The following is a 23,581-nucleotide window of genomic DNA, read 5'->3' as shown; positions in this document are numbered from 1 at the left end:
TCCTGCCCTTTCAGACGGTTGATTCACTTCGCCGCAAGCCTTTACCCAACAATCTCCGGCGGCTTCACCGCCACCGAGCGGACCCGTTTCCAGTCCATGCCATCAACGAGCGCCATGAGCTGGGCATGGTTGAGCTGCACCTGGTTGTGGCCGATCCGAGGCCAGCAGAACTGCGCCTTCTCCAACCGTTTCGAGTAGAGGCACACCCCTGATCCATCCCACCAGACGATCTTGACCCGGTCCGCCCGTTTGGCCCGTAAGACATAAAGGGAGCCGTTGAACGGATCACTGCCAGCATCGCGCACCAAAGACAGCAAGCTGTCCGGTCCCTTGCGGAAGTCGATAGGATGGCTGGCAAGGAACACCTTTACACCTGCGGGGATCATGCTGAGCGAACTGCCCGGATCACGCGCCGCAGATGAGCTTCGTCAGCATCGACGGGAGCGCGCACGACAATACCGCCAATCAGAACTTCAATTATCGCAACGCTTGCTGATGGCGTGACTGCCTGATGACCGCTCGAGCCTGTGCTCTCTTTGTGAGGGCCAAGCGCGGCGCGACGCCATCCAAATAGTTGTGACGGGTGGATATCGAGCCGACGTGCAATCGCTGAGACACTCGAACCAGGCTCAAGTGCCTCTGCCACTGCCCGTGCTTTGAAATCATCCGACCAGCGTCGGCGAAGCTGCCGGGGTGCGCCCTCAAAGCGGTCCGCAACAGCCTCGATCATATGGAAAGTTCTAGTTCCAGAGCTAGAGCGCGTCCGCTTTACTCGGGGTCATATCTGCACGATTTGAAGTAGTTGGCGCACTCTTGCGGTTCGAACAGCGTGACGATGTGGCCGACGGTATTCCATAAAGCCGTCGATCGTTCGCTCGGCTTTGGCGCGCAAGATAGCCTTAAGCTTCGCGAATGCCTTCTCGATGGGGTTAAAGTCAGGGCTGTAGGGAGGAAGGTAGAGCAAACGGCATCCCGCAGCTTCGATTGCGTGACGCACCCCCTCCGCCTTATGTGCGGGCAGATTGTCCATGATGACGATGCCGCCCGGCCCCAAGGTTGGAATGAGAACTTGCTGGACATAGGCCTGGAATGCTACCCCGTTCATCGCACCGTCCAAGACCATGGGTGCGGTCATTCCCGATAGCCTGAGCGCTCCGGTAAATGTCGTCGTCTTCCAGTGGCCGTGCGGAACCGGTGCGCGGCATCGATCTCCGCAAAGGGCCCGTCCGCGCAGCCGAGACATCTTCGTGCTCAAGCCAGTTTCATCGATGAAGACGAGCCGCGCCGGATCGAGATCGAGTTGACCGTCGAACCAATCCTGACGACGTTTCAGGAGGTCAGGACGCTCCTGCTCCAGCCCATGTGCGGTCTTTTTTTGAAAGTCCAGCCGCGCTTTCGCAGCCAGACGTCAAGCGTGCTGCGACCGATCGATACGGCTCTGTCCTCACGCAATCGCAGAACCATCTCGTTGAGCGTGATATCCTTTTCCTCTTCGATCATGCCGATGATGAAGCCCTCGTGAGCATCCAGGCATGAGCCACCGCGTCGGCCCTGCTTCGCAGGCGTCAACTGACCCGCCCGTGCGCTGGCGATCCAGGCGATGGCCGTTGAAACGCCAATTCCAAATCTGGCCGCCGCCGATCGCGCCGACATGCCACCGCGTGACGCAGCCAAAACGCGGCTACGCAGATCATCACTGAAAGCTCGGGTCATAATGCCTCCGACCAAATCAACAGTCGGGGCGATGGAATCAGAATTCGGCAGTCAGGGGAATCCCCAAAGCGATTCCGCGTTCAATGGACGTGCTCTAGGCGCAGACATAGAAGCTCACAGCGGTTCATCTTGTCCGCTACCGATACCCGACCGCTAAGCTGCTTCGCCAGATGGGGTCTGCTTGTCGCTTACGCACTTCTGGCGCTGATGTTGTTTTGCATTCAATCGTGAGACCCCCGGCAACCGTGGCAATAAAGATAGTCGGGCACATAATGTGAGTTCAGTCGTCGACGAAATCGGCGGTATCTCAGTATGATAGATCGATTTCCAGACGAGATTGACGAAACGCTTTGGGCCGAGGCGTATCTTCGGAGTTTTTTGTGCATATTCCGAGCACGACCTCAGTCGCGAAATTGCCTCCGCAGCCGTATTTCCCAAACAGAGGAGATTTTCGGAACAACTGGTAAGCCGGAAATCATACATCATTTCCGTTAGTGCACGATATCAGCCACGCGGGCAATCTCGGAGATGACCGCGTCTGGCTCAAAGCAGGCAGCGACCAGGCGCTCTTTGTCTTCTCGTGACCAGCGCCGACGGCGCTCTACGGACGTGATCACCTCAATTGGATGCTTCGTCATATGATTACTCCTAGTGTTACCACTAGGACTGGCAGTCAGAAGGCCGTCATCGCAAGACGGCCTTCACCGTGGGCTTACCTATGTCCATGCCTTTGCGCTGTTGGTATGGGCGAGCGTGCGCGATCAGCGTTTGGGTGTTCGGACGTGACGGCTAACGATGCGCGCATGGCGGGGTCTGGCCATTGGATAAGATTTAATCTCCCTTGGCGAAGAACTTGTTGGGCGATGACATCCGCGCCAGTGTAGCAGGATTAGGCTTTACCAACCACGCTTCGCGATACTTCGAAATCGCACCAGCGCCCCGGGCATTGGCGATGAGATAACGTGCCGTCGGGAGACGCCGTTCGCCTTGCCACTCCGTAAAACCCTGCGGCAGAACCCGACTGTCGAGTCGGCAGCCAACGTAGCTCACCGTCGCAAAATCACCCCAAGGTCGACCTAGACTAATCGTCTTCACCGAAGAATTGGCGGTCACTACGCAGTCATTAAATACATAGCCGCTGAGCTGGTTTAGAGTGCTCCGGCTCTGAGCCGTTATTGTCACCTGAGACCTGTCTACGCCACGTAGTTCCGCCCGCTCGAACCACGCTAACGCATCGCCAAAAACGAAATCCACTGCGCCCTCGATGACATCGTCCTGAAAATATTGACGGGAAGGCTTGCAGGATTGAGAAGAGCAACCATGGCTGCCAGCATAAAGTGTGTCCTGCCAGCCAATGAGATGCAAACTGACAAAGCGCTCCTGGTCGCCGGTCGCCGACAACGCCACAGCCTGCGCACCCATCGCCACGTCCGGATGTTCTTCGTGGAAGCGGTTAGCGATGGTCAAACGGTTAATCTCGATACCGTCGGCTTCGGCAAAAACCGTTGCGGAATGAGATGTTCCACCACTATCACCGGCGGACCGATCCGCTTCAATTGCCACGTCGTCAGGGTTCCTGCCCATGCCCACGAGGTGGAGATCAGGAGCACGCAAGTGCACCACCCCGCGATAGGTGCCGGGCTCGATGAGGATTGTATCGCCTTGTTTTGCGGCGTCGGCAGCCGCTTGCACAGACTCATAGGTCTGACCAGGGCCGACAATGAGGTCCGCTCCCTGTTTCATCACGTGATCGACCGGGTTGTATCGAAACGTCGGCGCCGCGTAAACGCGCTCATCTTTGCTTGCCAGAAACGAAATCCAACGGTTGTCGCAACTATGGTCAGCATCAGCCCCCAGGGCCGAAGTAAAATCGCGCGGAGGCCGGATAACTGCACCCTGGTCATCAGTAAGATCTGCGTCCTCTATACGCCAGGTGATTGCGCTGCCGAATCGCACGTCGTCGAACGTCACGCCGAGAGGATGCGTGTCGTCATATCCCCGGATAACGAGCATTCCACCGTGCCCGATGACGTGATGGAGCGCGATATCGCGGTAAACAGGAATATGATTTCCCTGCGCCTTGGCATCGTAGCGCGTATCGAAATCAACCGGCTTCTTGTTGTTGCGGAGGCAGACGTTTTCATAACGTACTCCACTGACGATACCGCCGCGACTAACATCACTCTTGATCCTTATTCCCGAAAGCGTGCCGTCGAGAGTTATGTCCCGCACGAGAATGTCGCTGATGCCAGCATTCGTCTCGCTACCGATCGATAGGCCGTGGCCCCAGTAGAAATGATCGTCAGTAATGGACACATGTCGTGTCGGCTCGTTTCCAGCCTTGATGGCAATGTTGTCATCACCGGTCCGGAAGAAGCTGTGCGCGATGGTGACGTCTTGCGAACCAATCGGGTCAATGCCATCGGTGTTACGAGCGTCCGCGGGCGTATCTATCCGGACGCCCCATATTGTCGCCGCCGCCACCCCATTCAGCACAACGTGAAAGTTGGGTGAATTCCGAAGGGTAATCCGATAGAACGTGACATCGTGAGCTTTGTCGACCTCGATAAGGCGGGGATTGTTCTGCTTGCCGTTTAGCACTTGGGCGCGGCGGGCGAGTTGCCACCAGGTTTCCGTTCCGCCGGTCATGACTTCGCCACCTCGTCCGTCGATGACTCCATCACCGACGATCCCGCCCCCCTGCGTTCGATCGAACAGAATAAACGGCCGGCACCCCTTGCCATTGTCGTCGATCGTACCGCAACGCCCGGCGCCGCGATCATAGGCGCGCGGATCGGAAATAGCCGTCAGCGCTACGCCGCTGTCAATCCAAAGCGTCACGCCAGATTTCATAGTCAGCGGTCCACTCAGAAAACGTCCAGCCTGTCCATTTGAGCCAAGCCGTACGGCTTCGCCCACCGGGCAGCCATCGATCGCGGATTGGAGCCTCCTTGTGTCGTCGGAACCGTTAGTGGCAACAGATCCGGTCGTCGCCAACAGCTTCACGCAGACATGACTCGGCAAAGTGGGCTCGCTGAGTGTCCGACGATCCCGACCAAAGGTCTGATCCGCAGATGCAGCGAGAAGAAGAGAAACGAGACACGCACCAAATAAACGCGTCAATAACGACATAGACCGATCCTCGCGATGTTCCGCCCCTCGTTTCAGTTAACGACGCCAAGCCCAACAAATTTTCGGCCCTTTTACGCGATTGCTTATAGAACCCTCGCAGTTCCACCAAAGGCGCAGCCGCTGTCAAACCCGAAGATTGTGGCGAACCGCAACAGTTAATCGAAAGCCTCTTTCGAGACGGAAGTCTTCACGTCCTAGGCGATGGGCGTGTCTGGCAAATCAATCAGGGCGCCTTTCGTCTCACCCATATCTCGGGAACGTCGTATCTTGTCCATCAAATGTAGGGCAGCATGATGATCAGACAAAAGACTTTAATCGACTAAGTTTCAACGGAGGTCCCTCTCTTTTTGCAGCGGTACTTCGGCGAGAGTAATTTGACTTTATGAACTGATGGGATGGATGCCCCCTCCGGCCGGCATCGGCGTATGATGCCTGCCTAGCGCGATGGTGGCACTCATGGAGGGAAAGCAGATGACACAGGTGCATAACTCGCCTCAGTTTCCAGCTCATCCCGAAGTCAGTCGTTGTGGTCAGCCAGTTTTATAACTATGAGCGCATTCTTCCAACATGCTTCTGCCAACACCAACTCCCGTCCCATCCCTGCTCCGTGTGCAGCGGTTAGGTCAAAGATTGGCACTCGATTTTCAGCTTAGCGCTTCAATTGAAATCGCGAACTAAAAGCCACAATGGCTCCACGAACGTACCCCAAGAGGAGAATCCAATTGGTCGTCCTCTTCTATCAACGACTTGCTCGACCGCCCTCGTCGCAGGCCTCAGTGGTGATGCGGACGAGCACAACTCCGCCTGAATTTGCCGTCATCTTGATTTCGGCTTGGCAAGCGACCGCAACAACGCCTTAGAGGGCCTGAAGCTGGAGTTGCCCTCCGCAGTGCGGACAGATGCTGACGGTGCATCCTTCTCCGCCGACTTTAGCGCATCGAGTTTCGCTCTTAGCAACGCCATGATCATTGGCCAGGTGGAGAATTTGCCCTCTCTCGCCCTTTCCGTGAGGCTACGCAGGTATCCTCCGGCAGAACCGATCTGATCGGCACGCTGATAAATCGCGGCCAGCGTGATCGCTGCATGCTGTTCGCCCAGAACCTCACAGGCTTCCCACCATGCACTTGGACTGATGCCCAGCATCGGCCGGGTTAGCTCTGCTGTGGCCAGAAAGTCATGCCAATGGCGGATTTCGCCATCCTGAGCCAGTGTCAGCACTCCGGGGCAGGCTTCCAGCACGATTCCCAAAGGCAGTTCTCGCTTCGGCAAACTTCGTCCGTTACCGAGATCGTCGACCGTGCCGCTCACCTCCTGCTTTTCTCCATTGCCTTGCTTAGGTTCAAAGATGCTGTCTGGATTTGAATTCTGTATGTAGCAACCAAAATGGGACTCATTGGCATCCGTAAATTGCGTTTTTGCAAAAGATTCCAAGGTGTCTCGGATTTCGGTGTACAATGCATGAAGATCGATGCAGATATCATCCACTATCTTTCGCGGCGCCGAACGTGGAAGCTCGCTTATAATTGTCTGATAGGTCTGCTGAATTCTCCCCCAGTTACCTGGAACGTGTTCCTTGATCCCGGCTTCGATCAGTTTCACTATATCCCGCCGCAAAAGCGTCAATCGTTCCTTCGCAACCCGGAATGCTTTCTTCTCAGCTTGGATGGCCGCTGCCATGTCCCTAAATTCATTTGCCCTTGCCACGATCGGCGATAGATCGAAGCCGTAGGCCTGCTCGATCTCGCCGCCCCTTCCCTTGCGGGCAAAGCGTTTGCCGTTTGGGCTATCGCGCCGGATAACCAGGCCGCAATCGACGAGAACAGCAATGTGCCGGCGTAGTGTCGTCGCCGGCATGCCATTGGCTCTCGCCGCAAGTTGCTCATTCGATGGCCAGACGATGAGTTCCGCCTCGCCAGTTAACGTTGTTTCTGGGTGGAAAGTCAACAGAGCGTTGAGAATCGTAAGCGAGCGATCCGTTGCGCCGAGGAGTTCTCTCGCCTCCCTGATATACTGGAACACATGCCACTTGTTTGCGGTAACGCCAAGCTTCGCGTCTTTTACCGCTACTTGTCTTGAAATCTCGCCAAGCGACATCGCCCGCCGTCCAAAGGGCGTCGTTGGTACGTGCGTCTGCATTCTTTCGACCTTTCAAAAGGCAAAAGAAATCTGGCCGCCCAAATGACCGCACGGCTCTTGACAGCGATTCCTGGAAATGCGATTCTCAGCTTGCTACGAGTTGAGAGAGGCTTCCGCGACAGTTGTCGATTGGGGGCCTTTTTCTTTTACGGGTTGTGATTTCAGTTTTTCCTTGCTGTTGGAAAGTCTGGCAATAGCTTTCAATGTTTTTCGTGATCCAGTCGCCGAACGCGACCCCATTGGATGCCGAAAGAACGATCATCATGGCCTTTGATGTTGCCTTCTGCGAAACGCTAAACGCGTTGTCTTTCGCTTTCCAAAGTTGCCGCGGCTGGGTATTCTCTGAGCGCTTAACAGTCGTTGTTTCTTTGCCGGATCGGAGCCACTTGAACATCGCGTCAAACCTCTCGGTCTGGGGCAGACTTCTGAACCCAGATTCTTGCGTGAACTCTTCCGCAAGAAGCTTATTTTTCGGGACGTCGATGAGCTTTCGAAGCTGTAGCCAACGAGCGCGACCGACCCCTTTTGCAGGGCCAATGGATTCGATCAGGCGCTCACCAAACGCAGATAGGACGGCAAGCATTTTCGAAAGCGTTTGGTAGTCGACCGAGAAAGCTGCCTGAATGACTTCGCGGGCGTATGCAAGCTTCTCGAATCGGTCAGCAAACAATGCTCGCCCAATAAAACTCAAATTGGCACGACCAGAGTTTTCCTGTCCCTGGCTAATAACGTATGCCTGCTCATCCAATTGCCGAACCACTGCACGTGCTTTTCGACTCAGATCTCTGGCAAGCTGTGACATCGACATCAGGTCGAGCATCTGCGGATGAACCGTGATGGGTACGCAGGTTGATGCCGTGAGTGCCGTGAGGGTAAGATAGTTCTCCATACGCAACTGGTTTAACTTCCGCGATATATCTCTCCCTTGAGCGAGGATAATATCGTCAAAACCAATCTTCTTCGCCGAGTTTGGCGCAAAACCACTCATGACTTTCCTCGAAATAACGGCATTTGGGTGAATTTAGCCCAGGTGCCGTCGTTATCGGCGATTGCGCGAGAGTGGCAAGAAGAATAAAGTTAACGGCAGGTTACAAAATGCCGGCGAGCATCGCACAGAAGTAGATTTTATCGCGCGTTGTCAGCCGCTTAGCATCCTCCAGATATTTACTTCATTTGTAGGCAAAATGGATACCTGCAAAGGAAAAAGCAGCGGGACAAACCTCCTCGCTCGCTATCTTTAGCCTTTTGTCCGACTCACTAGAAATTGTGACGTGCAAATCTGCAGATAACCACTCGATGATCGCTTCGTTCTTTTCCTGTTAGCCCCCAGCCGTTCAGGACCAGAAGCCGGCCCATCTCGCAAGCCTCGCGCCTGCGACGATCTTCATCGCGAACCGTCCTTCGGCAATGCCTCCAGCTTGCGGTCGCATTCAATCATCTTGAGCTGATAGAAGTCGTAAAGCTGCAGCGATTGGGAAAGCGCAAACACATGCTCATCACGATCGTTACCGATCAGCGATGCTCTGATCGTGTCGACAGAGGAGTGGCAGCGAACATCGCGCAATGATGCCAGGACGTCGGGATCGCGCTCGCCGGCGACAATCGCCCGTATGATCTTCATGCCTGTTACGCCGGTGATGTCGGAGACGACATGATGGAGTTGCAGGTTCATCTCCATCAGAGCCTTCTGCATGTGCTGGATATGAGCCGCCGCATACTCGACCAGCCGTTCTCGCTGTCGTAAATAGGCTCGCAACGTAGCAACCTGCGCCTGCGGACGAAAGCTTCCGCGCAGCAAGCCGTAGGAATGTAGTTGGCGAAGCCACGCCGCATCACTGACATCGGTCTTCCGGCCCGGCACATTTTTGGCGTAGCGGGCATTGACGAGGATCACCTCAAAGCCGTGCTGTTCAATTATCTCAAAGGCCGGGATCCAATAGACCCCGGTCGATTCCATCGCAACGCTTGTGACGCCGCAGGATCGGAACCAAGTGGCGAGATCATGCAGATCATGTGTGAAAGTGCCGAAGGCGCGGATCGGCATATCGTCACTCTCCGGGTCGACTGCGGCCATATGCATCGTGGATCCGATGTCGAGAGCGGCTGCTCCGGGGTTCATGCGTGTGAGATTTTGTGGATTGGTAGGTATTATCTTTGGCATGACTTCTCCTCCTATAGATTGGGAGGGGCTGGGCCGTGCAAGTTCGTCATTTTCCTAACCGGGATCGCCGCCAAAGCCGCGTCACCACTCTCAAGTCCGCAACAGCCCATGTGCCACGTTTTTTAACGGGGTCGATCGCCTCCAATAAGCAGTCGGCAACTCCCCTCCGGTGGTCAGCGTAGCACAGCCTGTTTCTACCGCGCACAGGAGGACCAAAGCCGGTGATCGCTTTTTAGGATATCGCGTTCCTCAGTGACGCGAGCCAGTTCCTTCTTCAGCCGCCTGATCTCCTCGGCCTCGTCGTTGCCCTTGGAGTCCGACCCAGCAAACTTCTTCTTCCATTCATACAGCGAATGCTGGCTGACGCCGAGACGCTGCGAAACCTCAGCCACCGGATAGCCCCGCTCCGTGATCTGCCGCACCGCGTCACGCTTAAACTCTTCGCTGAAATTCGATTTGCCCATGATGCTCTTCTTGCCTCAAAATTAGGAAAGAAGGCGTCTACAAATCTCGGGCTATTCAATGCTTGCCTGAAGATAGGGCCAATCAGTGAACTCTGTTCCGCGGTCGAACGTGATCGATCGGCGGGCGAGGTGGGGCAGGGCTTGCAGGACACGAACAAGGCCATCCATGACGGGCCGGGATTGCCGGTCGTTGTTGCGTAGGAAGATTGCAAAGCGGCTGACCCTTTCTACGAGCGATGTCAGGTTTGCCTTCCCAAACTTCTTCCGGAACTGGATCAGATCGCATTCCCAATGACCAAATTGTTTGCGCTCGGCAACAGCATCCGGCCGCCGCAAGATGTTGAGGTCTGGACTAAACCTTTGTCCGTGCTTACGTCTTGCGTATCGTGGTCGCCGTCGAGCACGATGCTCTGGAAGGTGCCGCCACAGCTTAATCGCATGCCCGTCGGATGAGTATGCAAACTTATAGATCGTTTCATGACTGACCGAGACCGGATGGCGCTCCAGGCGCTGACGGTGCTCATCGTGCGGCTGTTCGTCGATCACGCAAACTGCGGGCGCGTCTCCCGGCAGAAGGAGACCGGTCATGATGCATGAGAAGATCGGACCGCACCGTCTCGAGCGGAAGGCCATCCTTTATGTTCGGCAGTCCTCGGCTCACCAGGTTCTGCACAATCGCGAAAGCAGCGCCCTGCAGTATGCCATGCGGGACCGACTGGCAGCACTCGGATGGTCACATATAGAGACGGTAGATGATGACCTTGGTCGTTCGGCCGCCGGCGGCGTGACCCGTGCTGGATTTGACCGGATGGTGGCGGAAGTCTGCCTTGGCAAGGTGGGCGCCGTGGCCGCGCGTGAGGTATCGCGCTTCGCCCGCAACAGCCGGGACTGGCAGCAACTCATCGAGATGTGCCGTGTTGTCGATACCGTTCTGGTCGATCAGGAAGCGGTTTATGCGCCCCGCCAGGGCAACGACCGCCTGCTCTTGGGTTTGAAGGGCAGTCTCAACGAGTATGAGCTCGATCTCTTGCGTCAGCGTTCCCTTTCCGCCCGCTATGAGAAGGCTCGCCGCGGTGAACTCGTCGTCGCTGTTCCCGTCGGTTTTGTAAAGGCCGGTGACAGGATCGAGAAGGATCCCGACCGGCGCATCCAGGAAGTCATTGCACTCGTCTTCAACAAGGTTGCCGCACTCGGCAGTGCGCGGCAGGCTCTGCTATCGTTCCTCGAACAGGGGCTGGACCTGCCGGTCAGGTACGCCAATGGTGACGTCATCTGGCGCAGGCCAAATTATGCCACCATCCACCGGATGATTGCGAACCCGATCTACGGCGGAGCATACGCCTATGGTAAGAGTCGCTCCGTGCCGGGATACGATGGCCGATCTGGAATTCGCCGCAAGGCGCGTGATGAATGGCTTGCCCTGATCCCGGATGCGCTCGAAGGCTACGTCAGTTGGGAACGGGCGGAGGAGATCCGCAATATGGTCAGCAATAATGTACCGGCCAGTCGCCATCATGGAGCACCGAAGCATGGCGACGCTCTGCTTGCCGGCCTTTTCCCCTGCAAAAGGTGCGGCCGGAAGCTGACCGTTCGGTACACCGGAAACAATCATAATATTCCGCGCTATTGCCGCGCCGTTCGATCAGTGTCGTCAGTTCGCGAGCAACACGACGGCCGGAGATTGACGTGTCCGGGATGGCCGCCAGGCATTCGCGCGTGACGTCGTCGACAATATTAAGCACGCGGAAGCGCCTGCCGCAGGCGAACTGATCGTGGACGAAATCCAGCGACCATCGCGCATTGGCCTTCGCCTCCACCAGGATCGGCGCACGTGTGCCCACGGCACGTCGCCGAGCCTTCCGTTTGCGAACGGAAAGACCCTCCTCGCGATACAGCCGATAGATGCGATTGACGCCTGATGGCTCTCCATCACGCCGAAGCAAATTGAACAGCCGTCGGTAGCCGAAACGTCGCCGCTCGTTGGCGAGATCGCGCAGCTTCGTCCGCAGTGCGACCTCCAGCGGTCGGCAGGATCGGTAGCGGACCATCTTGCGGTCGGCGGATATGATCTGGCAGGCCCGCCGTTCCGAAAGAGCCATGACGGCCTTCAGGTGCGCGACGGCATCACGCTTAGCGGCAGGCCCTACCATTAATGGGATGGTCCGCCTCGTCATCCTGCCGCATCATGAGGTGGCCAAACCGAAGGAGGTTGCCATGCCACAGCGCAATATGCCGCGCCCAGCGGCTGTCTACGGAATTGATATTGGCAAGAACATCTTTCACGTTGTCGGCCTCGGGAGCGATGGCGTGCCAGTGCAGAAGGTTCGTTTCCGACGCGACACGCTGCTACAGTTCTTCGAGCGCGCAGCACCGGCGATCGTGGGGATGGAATCGTGCGCCGGATCTCAGTGGATTGCCCGAAAGATACAGGCGCTTGGACATAAGGTGCGCTTGATCCCCGCGCAGTTCGTGAAGCCTTACGTAAAGTCGAACAAGAGCGACATCATTGATGCGGAAGCAATCGCTGAGGCTGCCACGCGACCAACAATGCGATTTGCTGCACTCAAGAGCGAGGAACAAGCCGATCTTCAGGCTTTGCACAGGATCCGGGATCAGATGATCGGAACGCGAACGCGTCTGATCAATCAGATGCGGGCTTTCTGCCTCGAATACGGGATCGCCCTGCGCCAAGGCGCAGGCCTATTCAAGGTCGACCTGCCGCACGCTGTCGAAGATCAATCCAACGATCTCTCGTCGGCAATGCGTAAGCTGCTCGCAGACCTGTTTGCCGATCTGCGCCAATTGGAACAGCGCATTGGTGACGTCACACGCGAGATCGAGGCAATCGCCAGTCGCGAGGATGTCGCACGACGGCTCATGACGATCCCTGGGATCGGAGCGTTGGGAGCCACCGCACTTCTTGCCGCAGTTGGCAACGGCCGACAATTCCAGAAAGCTCGCGATCTGGCAGCGTGGCTTGGCCTTGTGCCACGGGAATACTCGACCGGAGGAAAGCAGAAGCTTCTCGGCATCAGTAAGCGGGGAAACCGCTATGTGCGCAAGCTCCTTGTTCATGGAGCACGATCCTGCTTTCGGCACCTCGACCGAACACGAGATCGATTGGGGAACTGGCTGGATGGCCTTCAGGCTCGGATGCACCCCAACAAAGCTGTTGTCGCACTTGCCGCTAAAATGGCCCGGATTGTCTGGGTCGTCCTGACCAAGCCTGGAGCGCTCTACGAACGCAGGGACCCTGCCTTCACCTGACGCTCCGGGCTCGATTGCAAGGCTCGGGAATAGTGATGACGAAACAGTGGATCAACATGCTGTAAGTCCTGTGCAAAAAAGCGGGCCTCGTGCCCGAACCATTTATTGGAAACGGCGTGTGCGGATCTCATCATGGCCTGGCTGCAACCGCAGCCCACTCGCGAGAGGCCGGATACATTTATGCAACTGGAATCGTCATTTACGATGTCGCGTACCCTTGCACGGACGAGGCGGGCCATACATTCTTTCCCAAAATGTCTTTCAAAGCCGCATTGTCGAGCATCGTATCTGCCAGGAGCCGTTTCAGCTTCGTGTTCTCGTTTTCTCGTCTTCAAGCGTCTTCAGCCGTTTCGCCTCGGAGACCTCCATGCCCTCGTATTTGGCTTTCCAGTTGTAAAATGTCGCCTCGGAAATCCCGTGCTTGCGGCACAGGTCAGCCGCTTTCGCGCCAGCCTCCTCCTGCTCACGCAGAACCCCGATAATCTGCTCTTCCGTAAATCTCTGCTTCTTCATGCGTCCGTCCTCAATTGATCTGAACCCTTCAAACTGGACCGTTTTTGGTTAGAGTTTTCCGGTGCATTTTCCTGGCTGGGAAAGGAACGGAAGACGATGAAAGCATCACAGTTTTCGGACGCACAGAAGGCGTTCATTCTGAAGCAGGGTGATGAAGGAGTGTCGGTTGCGGAGATCTGCCGGAAGGCGGGGATCAGCCAGGCGACCTATTTCAACTGGAAGAAAAAATACGCGGGCATGCTGCCGCCGGAGATGAAGAAGCTGAAGCAGCTCGAGGACGAGAATGCGCGGTTGAAGAAGATCGTCGCGGACCTGACGCTGGACCGTGAGATGTTGCAGGATGTCATTCGGCGAAAGCTCTAAGGCCTGCTCGGAAACGCGAGATGGTGAAAGGCATGTGCCGGGATTGGATGATCTCGATCCGGCGTGCCTGTGGGGCACTGAACTTCGATCGGTCGACCTACCATTACACCTCTCGCCGTGCCGATCAGGCCGGTCTGGAACGTCGTATTCGTGAGATCTGCGAGATACGTGTTCGCTACGGCTATCGTCGCGTGCATGTATTGTTGGAGCGCGAGGGTTGGGGGACCAACATCAAGCGAACCTATCGCATTTACAGAGACTTGGGCCTGCAACTGCGTAACAAGACGCCGAAGCGACGGGTCAAAGCCAAGCTGCGGGAAGATCGGCAAATGGCCGTTGGACCGAACGATGTCTGGGCGATGGACTTCGTTCACGACCAACTCGCGACCGGCAAGAAACTGCGGGTGCTCACGGTGGTCGACACCTTCTCGCGCTATGTGCCGGTGCTTGATCCACGTCACAGCTATCGAGGTGAAGATGTCGTGCAAACCTTGGAACGGGTATGCCGGAAAGTTGGCTACCCGAAGACGATCCGTGTCGATCAGGGGACTGAGTTCGTGTCTCGCGATCTTGACCTTTGGGCCTACGCCAAAGGCGTCACCTTGGACTTCTCACGCCCGGGCAAGCCGACCGACAATGCGTTCATTGAAGCGTTCAATGGCCGCTTCCGCGCCGAATGTCTGAATCAGCACTGGTTCCTGACCCTTGCGGATGCCCGCGAAAAGATGGAGGATTGGCGTATAGACTATAATGAGTTTCGGCCGCATGGTGCGATCGGCAATAAGGTACCGATCTCGCTGATGAAATCAGGAGGCTCAACCAGCCCGCCTCCCTGAATGAAGCCGGAAAACTCTAGCCTCAGATGGTCCAGAAACCTGGGGCGGTTCACAATGGGCCGGACTCTAACCAATTCTGGAGGAAATTACCCGTGGCAGGTCAGTCAGGGTCGACCGCGCCGTTGCAATGCAGATTTTAGAAGCGGTGAGGCCCGATGAAAGATGCCCTGAAGCCGGTAAGGTGTGCTTGAGCGCACCCACCGACCGCCCCTTCGCCTTACTATGACCCAATGGGTGATGTGGTCTAAAGCGTTACCGCCGATGAGGCAGAACGGTCTCGGCTCCGGGTATCATAACCCCCAAGTGGGGACGTCGCGTTACCCGCATCAGGCAAGGGGAAGGAGAGCAATTCGTTTACCTTTGCTTGTTCTTCTGTGTTCAGCGGTTTAGCATTATGAGACGGGGACACTGGGCTGACCTTTTGATTGTGCTGAGAGCTTGGCTCACCAAACAGCGACTGCGGATCGCTACCTAGAGGACGCAAACTATTAAATTGACCGCCTGTTGCAATTGCATTGGGGCGCTTATCAAACCCCGGCACTGGCATTGCTTGGAGGAGGTTCGATATCTCATTTTGCTGTGGATTTTTCGGTTGCTGACTGGAAGAAACGGATGTTGCAGCTTGATCATTTTTAGATGAGCCAGATGGAACTGCAGAGGCTGGCTGTAAGGAATTCAAGCGATTATCGGTGGAATTGCCTCCAAGACGTCCCAACGTGTCCTTCAAGGGAAGAGGCATAGGTTTTGGCTCTGTGACCCCACTATTTTGGGCCGGCTTGGCCCCACTATTTTCAGATTGAATGCCGGATGATCTTAATCCAGCTAGGAGGCGTGATGCCCTCTCCCTAAAATCCGGGCTTGCAGACGGCGTGCTCGCCAAAGTGGGTGTATCATTGATCGATTTCTGATCCTGACCCACCGCGGCCGCTGGTTTTACGCTATCCCCGCCGGTGTTATTCTCTCTCAACACCGGCTGGTTGCCTAGAGGCCGTGGCCAAGCCTGCTGATGGCTTGCAACTTCCATATCTCGAAGCTTTCGATCGGCACGTTCATCTTCGGCAATAACCGTCAAGTGCCGCGCCACTGTAACGCCGAGAATTTTGGTGGATACGCTTTTCACATGCTCGTTTAAATAGAGCGCCTCTCGCTTGAACAACTTTCCAAGCGTATGCTTGTAGCTTTTTAACTGACCGGTCTGGTCATCATAGTTTGCTGAAATCTTATTGAATAGCCGTCGGTGGCTGACCACCTCTCTACCGATCTGATTCCCTTCTGTGTCTAAAAGGGACCTGTACGTTTTGCTGATCGCACCACCAAATCGACGAATAACTGTTAGTGCGCTGCGACGATCTTCAGTTTTTAGAACCTCCTTGGAAAACCATCGACGCTTCCGACTGAGGAGTTCCAGGTTACCTTTATCGTCACGCTCGAATATTTCTTTCTTTGAGCCACTTTGGCGCCAAATCCTGCGAAAAAGTTTTTGATCCGCCCCACTCCGATAAGGCGCGCTCATTTCCTCCACGATGGTTCTGCCCAGCCCGACACCGATACTTCCCTTATTCATGTACTTTGTGCGGATCAGCGCTCCCTGCTCATCTCGCTCCCATCTCTCTTCATAACGGCCATCTTTGTATTTCACATGCCTCGCGCGAAGGCTTCCATCCTCCCCGAACTTGTGCGTCGTAACGCTTGCCCAGGTCTTTCGCATGTGGGTGCCCAAATACAACTCGCCGGAAGAGGCCTTCCGCTTCAAGACATTTGTAGTCTTCCTCAGAAGCCCACGCTCATGCCTCAACTGTTGGTCCTGGTCGATACGAATACGTTCGTTGCCAAGCAGCTTATAGCGAATTTCGCCCCGATAGCCCTTATCGATGTTTGCAAGAAGCTGTGGGTCCGCGAAAACAGGTTGCTTTCTCAGCGTGTCCTCCGAACGCATTTTGATAGCGGCGGCCCTCTGCTCAGCTAGTGCTGACCTTTTCGACTGTTCGAGCGCAAGCTGATCTGCACGAAGCTTTTCCTCTAGTGATACTGCAAGAGATTTACTTTTCAGGATGCTGACCATGGCTAAGCTCCTTCGTTCATCTATCTACTGCACAGGCAACCAAGATTGAGAAGCCATTGCAAAATTAGAGGTTGTTGACGGTTTGATCCCTTACCCGTACAAAAGTGCGTGGATCCCCGGAATAGACAATCGGTGGCCTCTCCGGCGCCGGTTGAACGCGGTCGTGGGAAAAATAATCAATCGGATGCCCCAACAAATCCGCCACATCATGTGGTAGTTGTTCTTTAGTACGCGCGTACTCCAGCAGACTGGTATAAGTGCCTTTTCGCTGATTTTGCGAGTTTCGGTCTGCGAGAAGGACATGTGCGGTGACCGCTTGCGTCCTCTCTTCCGCAGAAAGACTCCTAATGTCTTTTATTATAGCCCCATCAGCTACAAGAACCGCCGCTTGCGTCTGGAACCTCTCATATTTCGTAGCAGTTGCCTCGGTAAATTCACCTATTCCATGAGGCAATCCGACCCGGTCCAGGATCTTTTTAAAATGGTCGCGATCGGAATACATCAGTCTCTGAGGTGTCTTATACGTGTTCCCGGTGCGATCACGGATGAGAATTCGGTCCCAGAGTTCGCCTCTCTTTAACGCCTCCGCCCACGGATTGCCGGGCGACTGGAAAACCGCCTCTACCGAGAGAAAAACATCCTGAGGACGAACATCGCTTTTCAGATTCACAATGGCGTGGGGCAAATCAGGGTTATGAGTCCGGACTTCACCGGCATACGACGCGAAACGGATATCCGCACTTCCTTGTTGCCAAGCATCGAGATACTTCGAGTCATGCATAATTCCTGATTCTGATTTGAGTTTGATTTCGCTCTCGCTGCCGTACGTCCTCTTGATTATCGCCTCAAATTCCTGAAACGTCTTGTTGGTATAACGGTCGTTTTCAGACCTGCTAACGAAATAAACATCATTGTCTGGCGTCTTGATCATTATGTCAGGAAGCAACATACCCGCCTGAAAGGAATGGAGGTAGTGTCTTTGAACTTTTCGCCGTCCGTATGCTGTTTCAGTGTATTGGTCTTCAGGTCTAAGTTTTCCGTATTTATCGAGTGGATATTTCGGATCCAAATCGAAATACATTCTTGTTCCGGATATGTTCATCTCACGATGAGCTTTGTACCAAACATCTTTCCTGAACGCAGCTTTGTCTTCTATCTCGTCCGGGACTAAAATTCTGTTATATGCTTGCGGCGGCGGGAAATAATTACCAGCGCCATCTCGATAGAGACGGCAGGCATTATTGAACTCGTCCCTGGTTGGCAAACGGCCGAGCTTGCCCTTGACCGTCCCGGTCACTCTCCCCGACCCCGTCCCGACCACCAGAATATACTCATCAGGCCGTCGGGCTGCTCCGGGCAGCAGAGGAATTTCCTTCAGTAGAGCCGCGATATACTCTACCTGCTGATCGTCGGTGATGGAACTGGAAGCGGAGGACGGCGCATCAACGCTCTCCTGGCTCAGATTGAAGGTTTTTTCTCCCTCATCCATTAAATCTGAGAGATGCTCAGGCAATTTCTGCCTTTTGGCTTTCAGATCTCCCTCATTCTCCGCCGCGTGTGGGCGAAGAGGCTCATATACATCATTCCCTGAGGGCGTTATTGCATTCGGGTCCATGATTGGATTCCTTGTCAATCAACTGTTCGTTCCTTAGGAACCGGGGAGTTGAGGAGAAAGTCCTCAAGCTCAATCAGTTTTAGATCCATAGGAGAGAACGTACTCACCGGATCGCTATAGGGTTGTTCCTGAGCGACTTCATTTTCTGCGTTTGGTGAGTTGCGGCTGATGAGGGTGAGAAGCTTTTTAATCGCCATGCTGTTGCTCCGTTTGATCAGAATTGACTTTATCGTGACGATGAGAGCGCTGATGAAAACCACGGTCCCATTGATGCTTTTGCGATGTTCTCACTCGGGCGGGAAAGACGGTTACAACCTGCTTTCGGCGGCGCTGGCCTGCGTTCCACTTCTGTGGTGGCCGATACTCGAATGGGAGATCTCGGATAAGCGCCAACTTTGTATTTCCAGTAAACCTTTCGGCTGCATGTCTCGCGTCATTGCCTTCAAGGTTTTTATCGATCATCATCAGCGCGCTTTGTGATTAAAGTACCATTAGATCCCAGGGCGCTAAAGATGTTTGACGTTTCAACTGTAACCCTGAAGACCTTAACCCAGCCTGCTTGTCGTTAGGCTGTAGGCGAGTTGAGCAGCCGAAGTATCTCTCCTTCATCGCGTGTGCCTTCAAGGTGTCCTTACAACCTGATTATCATGAGCTTAGTCATCGGCCGAAGCTCTCGTCTCGGCGATGATCGCGCGGATCATAAGTCCGTGGTTGATCGATCTTGTCAGCTCTATTTTCGACCTCTGCGATTAACGGCCCAGCTTTCATAAGCGACGCGCCTATCAAACCGGCAGTACGGTTCAAAGCAGAAACAAGCGCAGCTTTTTTCTTCCTCGAACTAATCGGCTTGGCCTCCAGATCCTTCTTGATAGCATGTAGGGCCAAAAACTCCCGGTAGACTTGCTGCTCACGCTCGCGGGTGGGCCATTTTCCGGTCAATGCGGTTTCGCGGGCTAGCAAAGCTTCTGTTTGCCCCCGGGGTCCAAGATGCAGCAATTGAGACGATTGCTCTTTAGTAGGCGGCAAGAGTACAGGATCACGACTTACCGTATAATTGTAGCTGGTTGTCGCGATCTGTAGCGGTATGATGACCTCAGCGGGCGTTTCGCTTTGCAGACCGCCATTCGCGAGTTGGTGAGCGTAGCCTAGCTGGTTCAATTGGTAGCCGTTTGAAGCCGCTACACCTTCCTCGGACGCCACGGGGTCCGACAGGGTTGCCCTTTGGTCCGAGCGGTAGCTTGCGTCATCTGACCAGCCCCGCCCGACCAGCCTGGTTCTTCCCTTCCCGGTACCCACATGTTGTCGATGGAGGCTCTTGCATTCGAGGTATGCGGGCATTGGTCTTTCCAGACGCCTACCCTCTTTGGTTGAGCGCAAGATATCGTGGACAACTTTGAATCCGAAAATGTGCTCAGACTCGTATTTTCCGGTCTCGGTGGCCAGCCGCACGCGTTCATTTTTCCGGCTTCCGTAAGTGCCAATATTATCAACTTTCGAAACCACAGCTTTTTTTGGCGGAGAGGACGATGCGATACACCTGCCTATATCAGGCGACAGTCTCTTCGTGCTTGAACTAGCGCTATAGGTGGTCGCCTCGTCGCGTTGATAACTTTTAGCACCTAGCCGCCGGACTTTGCCGACACCGTAAAAGCAATTTCTGTCCTCGACGCTCTGCGGTTCACCCACATCCCGCCCAGAGGATTCGAAACATAGTGTACGCCGTGTTCCCGGCTGTCCGGTCGAGGGGTTTGCATCGTGAGTCTTCCCTCGTGTTGCCCCAGTTGCAAAGCCGGGCCGGTGTGATACGGGCTGATTATCCAAAGCGGGTTGGGACGTATTGGCTCTGGTTGCTTGCGCTGGGAAAGCCGCCGCTTCGCTATCTTCAAACGGATCATGTTCATCGAGAATCCAGGCCGACGGGTCGAGCTCTGCCAGACGCGCATTCACCACAAGGTTTTGCCACCGCGGCTGGGCTGGCTGCCGCCACCTCCCGTACGCCTCACGTTCCGCATTTCCAAGCGACATTCCCTCATATAAGAAGACTGATGAAGTTGCCTCTCCAATCGCTGGGCGCAAAAAGCCATCGTGTTCAACAGCAGTTTGGTGTGCGTCTAAGATAAGATCGTCCCAATTTGGTCGGTCCGGCTTGCTCCAGCGATCATACGCAGCGCGCTCGGCTGCCCCGAGCGCCACTCCATCGTATAGAAAGGATACGCCGACCTCCTGCTCGGCGATGATTGGAACTGGAAATGTGCGCACGCGCTCCTTAAGCGGAACGTCCTCGCCTTCTTCAAAACGCCCATGTTCGCATTCCGTCGAAGCAGACGGATATAGTTCTGCAAGCTCTGCAATGCGGGCGTCTACAACGAGGTCTTCCCAGCCTGGCTGGGCGGGTTCGAGCCATTTTTCATATGCAAGCCGTTCGCCCTGTCCAAGCGGCATGCCCTCGTATTCGAAAATCGAACTGTCATCTAATTCGTTGTGCCAGGTAGAGTTGCTGATGGCGCGAAGACGCCCCTCAATGATAAGTTCGTTTGAGGTTGGTGGGTGCGGTTTGCTCCAGTTCTTACATGCTGCGCGTTCAGGTGAGCCGAGCCTCATCCCATCATATTCAAATGGTTCAAGAAAGGTCTTTTTTTGATTGATCAGGTCTTCCCGCTTGCGCTTGGATGCATCGGCGCGCAATGCTTGGTCTGTTTGGCACCGACCACACGCATTCGGAATTGAAGCGAGTGTATTTAGTTCTTCAATACGAGCGCTGATAACGAGTTCTTCCCAACTCGGCTGCGCTGGTTCCGCCCATTGCTCGTATGTACGCCGTTCCTCTTCCCCCAGAGGAACACCCTCATAGACAAAAGCCGAAGAGGTGGTTTCTCCGGCGTTAAAACTCCAAGCGGAACCGTTAATCCTGTTAACGCGAGCACTCAGTATTAGGTCTTTCCAGGTGGGCCTGTCCCCTCCATCCCATGTTTCGCAAGCGGACTGCTCGGCAGCCCCCAGTCTCATTCCATCATAAAGGAATGGCGGAGATAATTCCCCACGTGGCTCGGTTTGGCGGTTAGACGGGGAAGCCGCAAAAGGGCTCTTAGGTTTGTTGGGACGAAGGACAGGCGTAGACCCACCGTGACCGTGCGATGAAGATCTGGCAAGCCCGGCGAATCCAATTTTCGAGTTTCCTGACGGTTTCATGGCGATATCTCATCAATCGGTAGCTTTCTGAGGTTGCAATGAATTTGCGGAATAGGACGTCTGACGCTGTATCCAAAAGGTGTCACGACGAGCTTCAGCCGAAAGTTGTTCTTCCACGTTGCTGTAGCGAAATGATCTGTTCAAGGAGTTTACGCTGCGCGACAAGAGCTGGAGCGATTTCAGAAAGCTGCTCGGAGTTTGCCATGTCCGCACCCTCGCACTCTACCGCGCTGCCAAGGTCGTTCAGAACTGGACGAGCTTTCATTGCAATTGCAACCTTGTCCTCCCCATCAGCCATGCTTCCGCTTCGGAAGCTCTCGACCTCCCCTTGGTAAACCTGTTCTATCTGCGCAGGTGCCTGCAACGTTGTGTCCGCTCCTCTTTGAGCTGGACCATCGTTGGCATGGTTCGCGTCTTCCGGCAGTGTCAAAGATGCAGGCTCCGGAAGGGACCCCCGTTGGCTTTCAAAAATGCGCTTCAATATGAGATCAGAATAATATCGGATCTTTCGTAGTTTGAGAGGAGGTTGGCCCTTGATCAGGACAATTTGATAGTTGTCGTCGAGTAAGCGGACTTGCTCAGCTCGCAGAAGCGGGGCTCCTTGGTCGGATATCTGGATATTATGATCAAACATGCGCGCCTGGCTGTAAGACGTAGAGCGAGCTTGGAATGTGTAGTCACCGATTGCTTTAGAAATGTAGGTTGGCGTCTCGTCATCAGCAGTGGCCATAAAGACCTGCACGCCAGTATTGCTGAGAAAATTTTGCTTTCCAGCTTCGTCATAAGTTCCTGTCAAAGCCGACAGGCTCTGAATAATAAACATGAAGCGGCCTTTGTAGCCGGCCATCGTAGTTATTGCAGTTTCGACAGCTTCAAGCTTGCCCAAGTGCTTGAATTCATCAAGGAGAAACAGAACTTCGTGTCGTTCATCCGTAGTTGGTAGTGATCGCTGCAGGATTGATACAACCTGCTGGAAGAAAAGTCGCATCAAAGGCGCAATGACTTCAAGATCGTTAGGACTGACACAAAGATAGATGCAAGTCCTCTTAAGTCTCAGATCGTAGACAGAGAAATCCGAACGGCTTGTAGCAGCCTTGACAAGCGGATCGGCCCAGAGATTGAGGCCTCCGTCGCCAAGCACCGACGTGTAAGACGTCAGTATTTTGGTGTCATTTCCCGCCATATTGTCGAAGATTCGCTGAGCCTCTTTGTTTTGTGTTTCTTCCGCGAGTTGCGCAAATAGTCTGTATTTTTCGCCCGGCTGGGCAAACAGGTCGTAGACGGCACCAATCGTCGGGCTACCGCGCTCGATGCAACTTAATACGCCAGCCACGAAGAGATCCCGTGCCCCATCGATGAAGCCTTCCGCCCCTTTGCCTTTGGCTGTGATGAGATTTGCGGCCAGCCTGCGCGTTTCCGTAAAGCGCCGCTCGGGCGGCAATGCGGCTATGTCCAGTACGGGATTGTAACAGTGCGTTCGCCGTTCTGGGTCGAGGGGAGAAAACTTGAAAACCGCATCACCGCTGGACTTGCGCGCCCTCGATGTAAGTTCAAACAGTTCGCCTTTCACGTCCAGAGCAATTACAGATCCTTTGAAGGTAAGCAACGTCGGGATAACGACGCCAACGCCTTTACCAGCGCGAGTCGGCGCGACAACAAGACTGTGGGGTTGTTCTCCATTACTTAAATAGCTGCCAAACCAGCGAGGTCCACAGGTCTTGCCGAAGATGGGACCTGTGACTTGACTGTAGCGTTGGAGGTAGCCCGCGTGCCGCATCTCTCCAGAGCCGGCCCATCGAGCAGTTCCGTGATGATCGCGATCTCGCATCGATAACAACAGTTGACTCAGCAACACCAGCGTTGCGGTGGCCATGATGATGGCGAGTCCGCGGTAGAACGGAGGGCTTGCATATCCCAGATAAAACGGTGTTTCATACAGGAACGCAAAAGCGCTGAAAGTCATGAGCGTTTCGCTAGCAAAGCCATGGCGAAATGTCGCATAGAGGCTTGCCGCACAAAACCCAACGGCCAGTGAACATGCTACGCTCACAGCGAGGCGTAATGGCGTGTACCTGCTTGAATTCATCACGTGACCACGCTTCGTTCACCTATCGGGAACGCCAATTTGTT

At 54.8% G+C, this 23,581-nt stretch carries 14 protein-coding genes and 7 pseudogenes; 4 read left to right on the top strand and 17 right to left on the bottom strand.

The window, feature by feature from the left end; genetic code table 11:
• Positions 1–41 precede the first annotated feature (41 nt).
• The 10 genes and pseudogenes from tnpB to J5276_RS28515 all read right to left on the bottom strand — a co-directional run.
• Complete coding sequence (gene tnpB, locus J5276_RS28560; RefSeq protein ID WP_209160128.1) at positions 42–386, bottom strand: IS66 family insertion sequence element accessory protein TnpB; 345 nt, start codon at positions 384–386, stop codon at positions 42–44.
• Positions 383–730: a transposase gene (locus J5276_RS28555; protein WP_209160127.1), complete on the bottom strand. Its 348-nt coding sequence runs from the start codon at positions 728–730 to the stop codon at positions 383–385. Before J5276_RS28555 ends, tnpB begins: the two co-directional genes overlap by 4 nt.
• 38 nt (positions 731–768) lie before the next feature.
• Positions 769–1,713, bottom strand: a pseudogene (locus tag J5276_RS28550) (IS630 family transposase).
• A 491-nt stretch (positions 1,714–2,204) separates the two neighbouring features.
• Positions 2,205–2,351 carry a transposase gene (locus J5276_RS28545; protein ID WP_209160126.1) on the bottom strand — a complete coding sequence of 49 codons (147 nt, stop codon included), beginning with the start codon at positions 2,349–2,351 and terminating at the stop codon, positions 2,205–2,207.
• A gap of 193 nt (positions 2,352–2,544) precedes the next feature.
• Entirely contained in the window at positions 2,545–4,845 is a 2,301-nt protein-coding gene (locus tag J5276_RS28540; protein WP_209160125.1) for a pectinesterase family protein, read from the bottom strand.
• Between the two features lie 816 nt (positions 4,846–5,661).
• Positions 5,662–6,981, bottom strand: a complete 1,320-nt coding sequence (gene repC / locus J5276_RS28535; RefSeq protein WP_209160124.1) for a plasmid replication protein RepC — start codon at positions 6,979–6,981, stop codon at positions 5,662–5,664.
• Positions 6,982–7,066: 85 nt separating this feature from the next.
• Complete coding sequence (locus J5276_RS28530) at positions 7,067–7,969, bottom strand: plasmid partitioning protein RepB C-terminal domain-containing protein (protein ID WP_209160123.1); 903 nt, start codon at positions 7,967–7,969, stop codon at positions 7,067–7,069.
• Positions 7,970–8,386: 417 nt separating this feature from the next.
• A pseudogene (locus J5276_RS28525) lies at positions 8,387–9,142 on the bottom strand (IS110 family transposase); the annotation flags it as partial.
• Positions 9,143–9,357: 215 nt separating this feature from the next.
• A pseudogene (locus tag J5276_RS28520) lies at positions 9,358–9,606 on the bottom strand (transposase); the annotation flags it as partial.
• A gap of 66 nt (positions 9,607–9,672) precedes the next feature.
• Positions 9,673–10,122 (bottom strand): annotated as a pseudogene (locus J5276_RS28515) (IS30 family transposase); the annotation flags it as partial.
• A gap of 70 nt (positions 10,123–10,192) precedes the next feature.
• Between J5276_RS28515 and J5276_RS28510 the strand changes: the two are divergent.
• Positions 10,193–11,233, top strand: a pseudogene (locus J5276_RS28510) (recombinase family protein); the annotation flags it as partial.
• 1 nt (position 11,234) lies between these two features.
• Here the strand turns inward: J5276_RS28510 and J5276_RS28505 are convergent.
• A pseudogene (locus tag J5276_RS28505) lies at positions 11,235–11,756 on the bottom strand (IS3 family transposase); the annotation flags it as partial.
• Positions 11,757–11,820: 64 nt separating this feature from the next.
• Here J5276_RS28505 and J5276_RS28500 point away from each other — a divergent pair.
• The gene (locus J5276_RS28500; protein ID WP_209160122.1) at positions 11,821–12,873 is read left to right on the top strand and encodes an IS110 family transposase; all 1,053 of its coding nucleotides are present in this window, start codon (positions 11,821–11,823) and stop codon (positions 12,871–12,873) included.
• 238 nt (positions 12,874–13,111) lie between these two features.
• Here the strand turns inward: J5276_RS28500 and J5276_RS28495 are convergent.
• Positions 13,112–13,386 (bottom strand): annotated as a pseudogene (locus J5276_RS28495) (transposase); the annotation flags it as partial.
• Between the two features lie 96 nt (positions 13,387–13,482).
• Here J5276_RS28495 and J5276_RS28490 point away from each other — a divergent pair.
• A protein-coding gene (locus tag J5276_RS28490; RefSeq protein WP_104679491.1) for an IS3 family transposase occupies positions 13,483–14,585 on the top strand; the annotation gives its coding sequence in 2 pieces (ribosomal slippage) (positions 13,483–13,744 and positions 13,744–14,585; 1,104 coding nt in all).
• A gap of 244 nt (positions 14,586–14,829) precedes the next feature.
• Here the strand turns inward: J5276_RS28490 and J5276_RS28485 are convergent.
• From J5276_RS28485 to J5276_RS28475, 3 genes are all read right to left on the bottom strand, one after another.
• Complete coding sequence (locus J5276_RS28485) at positions 14,830–16,647, bottom strand: hypothetical protein (RefSeq protein WP_209160118.1); 1,818 nt, start codon at positions 16,645–16,647, stop codon at positions 14,830–14,832.
• A 64-nt stretch (positions 16,648–16,711) separates the two neighbouring features.
• Positions 16,712–18,262 (bottom strand): VirE2 family protein, encoded by a 1,551-nt coding sequence (locus tag J5276_RS28480; RefSeq protein WP_209160117.1) that lies wholly within the window; start codon positions 18,260–18,262, stop codon positions 16,712–16,714.
• Positions 18,263–18,276: 14 nt separating this feature from the next.
• Complete coding sequence (locus tag J5276_RS28475; RefSeq protein WP_209160116.1) at positions 18,277–18,459, bottom strand: hypothetical protein; 183 nt, start codon at positions 18,457–18,459, stop codon at positions 18,277–18,279.
• A 52-nt stretch (positions 18,460–18,511) separates the two neighbouring features.
• On the opposite strand from J5276_RS28475, the gene J5276_RS28470 reads away from it, so the two are divergent.
• Complete coding sequence (locus tag J5276_RS28470) at positions 18,512–18,742, top strand: hypothetical protein (protein WP_209160115.1); 231 nt, start codon at positions 18,512–18,514, stop codon at positions 18,740–18,742.
• A gap of 177 nt (positions 18,743–18,919) precedes the next feature.
• Here the strand turns inward: J5276_RS28470 and J5276_RS28465 are convergent, their stop codons facing one another.
• The gene (locus J5276_RS28465) at positions 18,920–21,451 is read right to left on the bottom strand and encodes a virA/G regulated protein (protein ID WP_209160114.1); all 2,532 of its coding nucleotides are present in this window, start codon (positions 21,449–21,451) and stop codon (positions 18,920–18,922) included.
• Between the two features lie 94 nt (positions 21,452–21,545).
• Complete coding sequence (gene virD4 / locus J5276_RS28460; protein ID WP_209160121.1) at positions 21,546–23,537, bottom strand: type IV secretion system ATPase VirD4; 1,992 nt, start codon at positions 23,535–23,537, stop codon at positions 21,546–21,548.
• Positions 23,538–23,581: the final 44 nt, after the last annotated feature.

Origin of the sequence: Agrobacterium sp. S7/73 (genome assembly GCF_019355535.1) — a bacterium.
Lineage (GTDB): Bacteria > Pseudomonadota > Alphaproteobacteria > Rhizobiales > Rhizobiaceae > Agrobacterium > Agrobacterium tumefaciens.
This window is presented reverse-complemented; position numbering and strand designations above follow the sequence as displayed.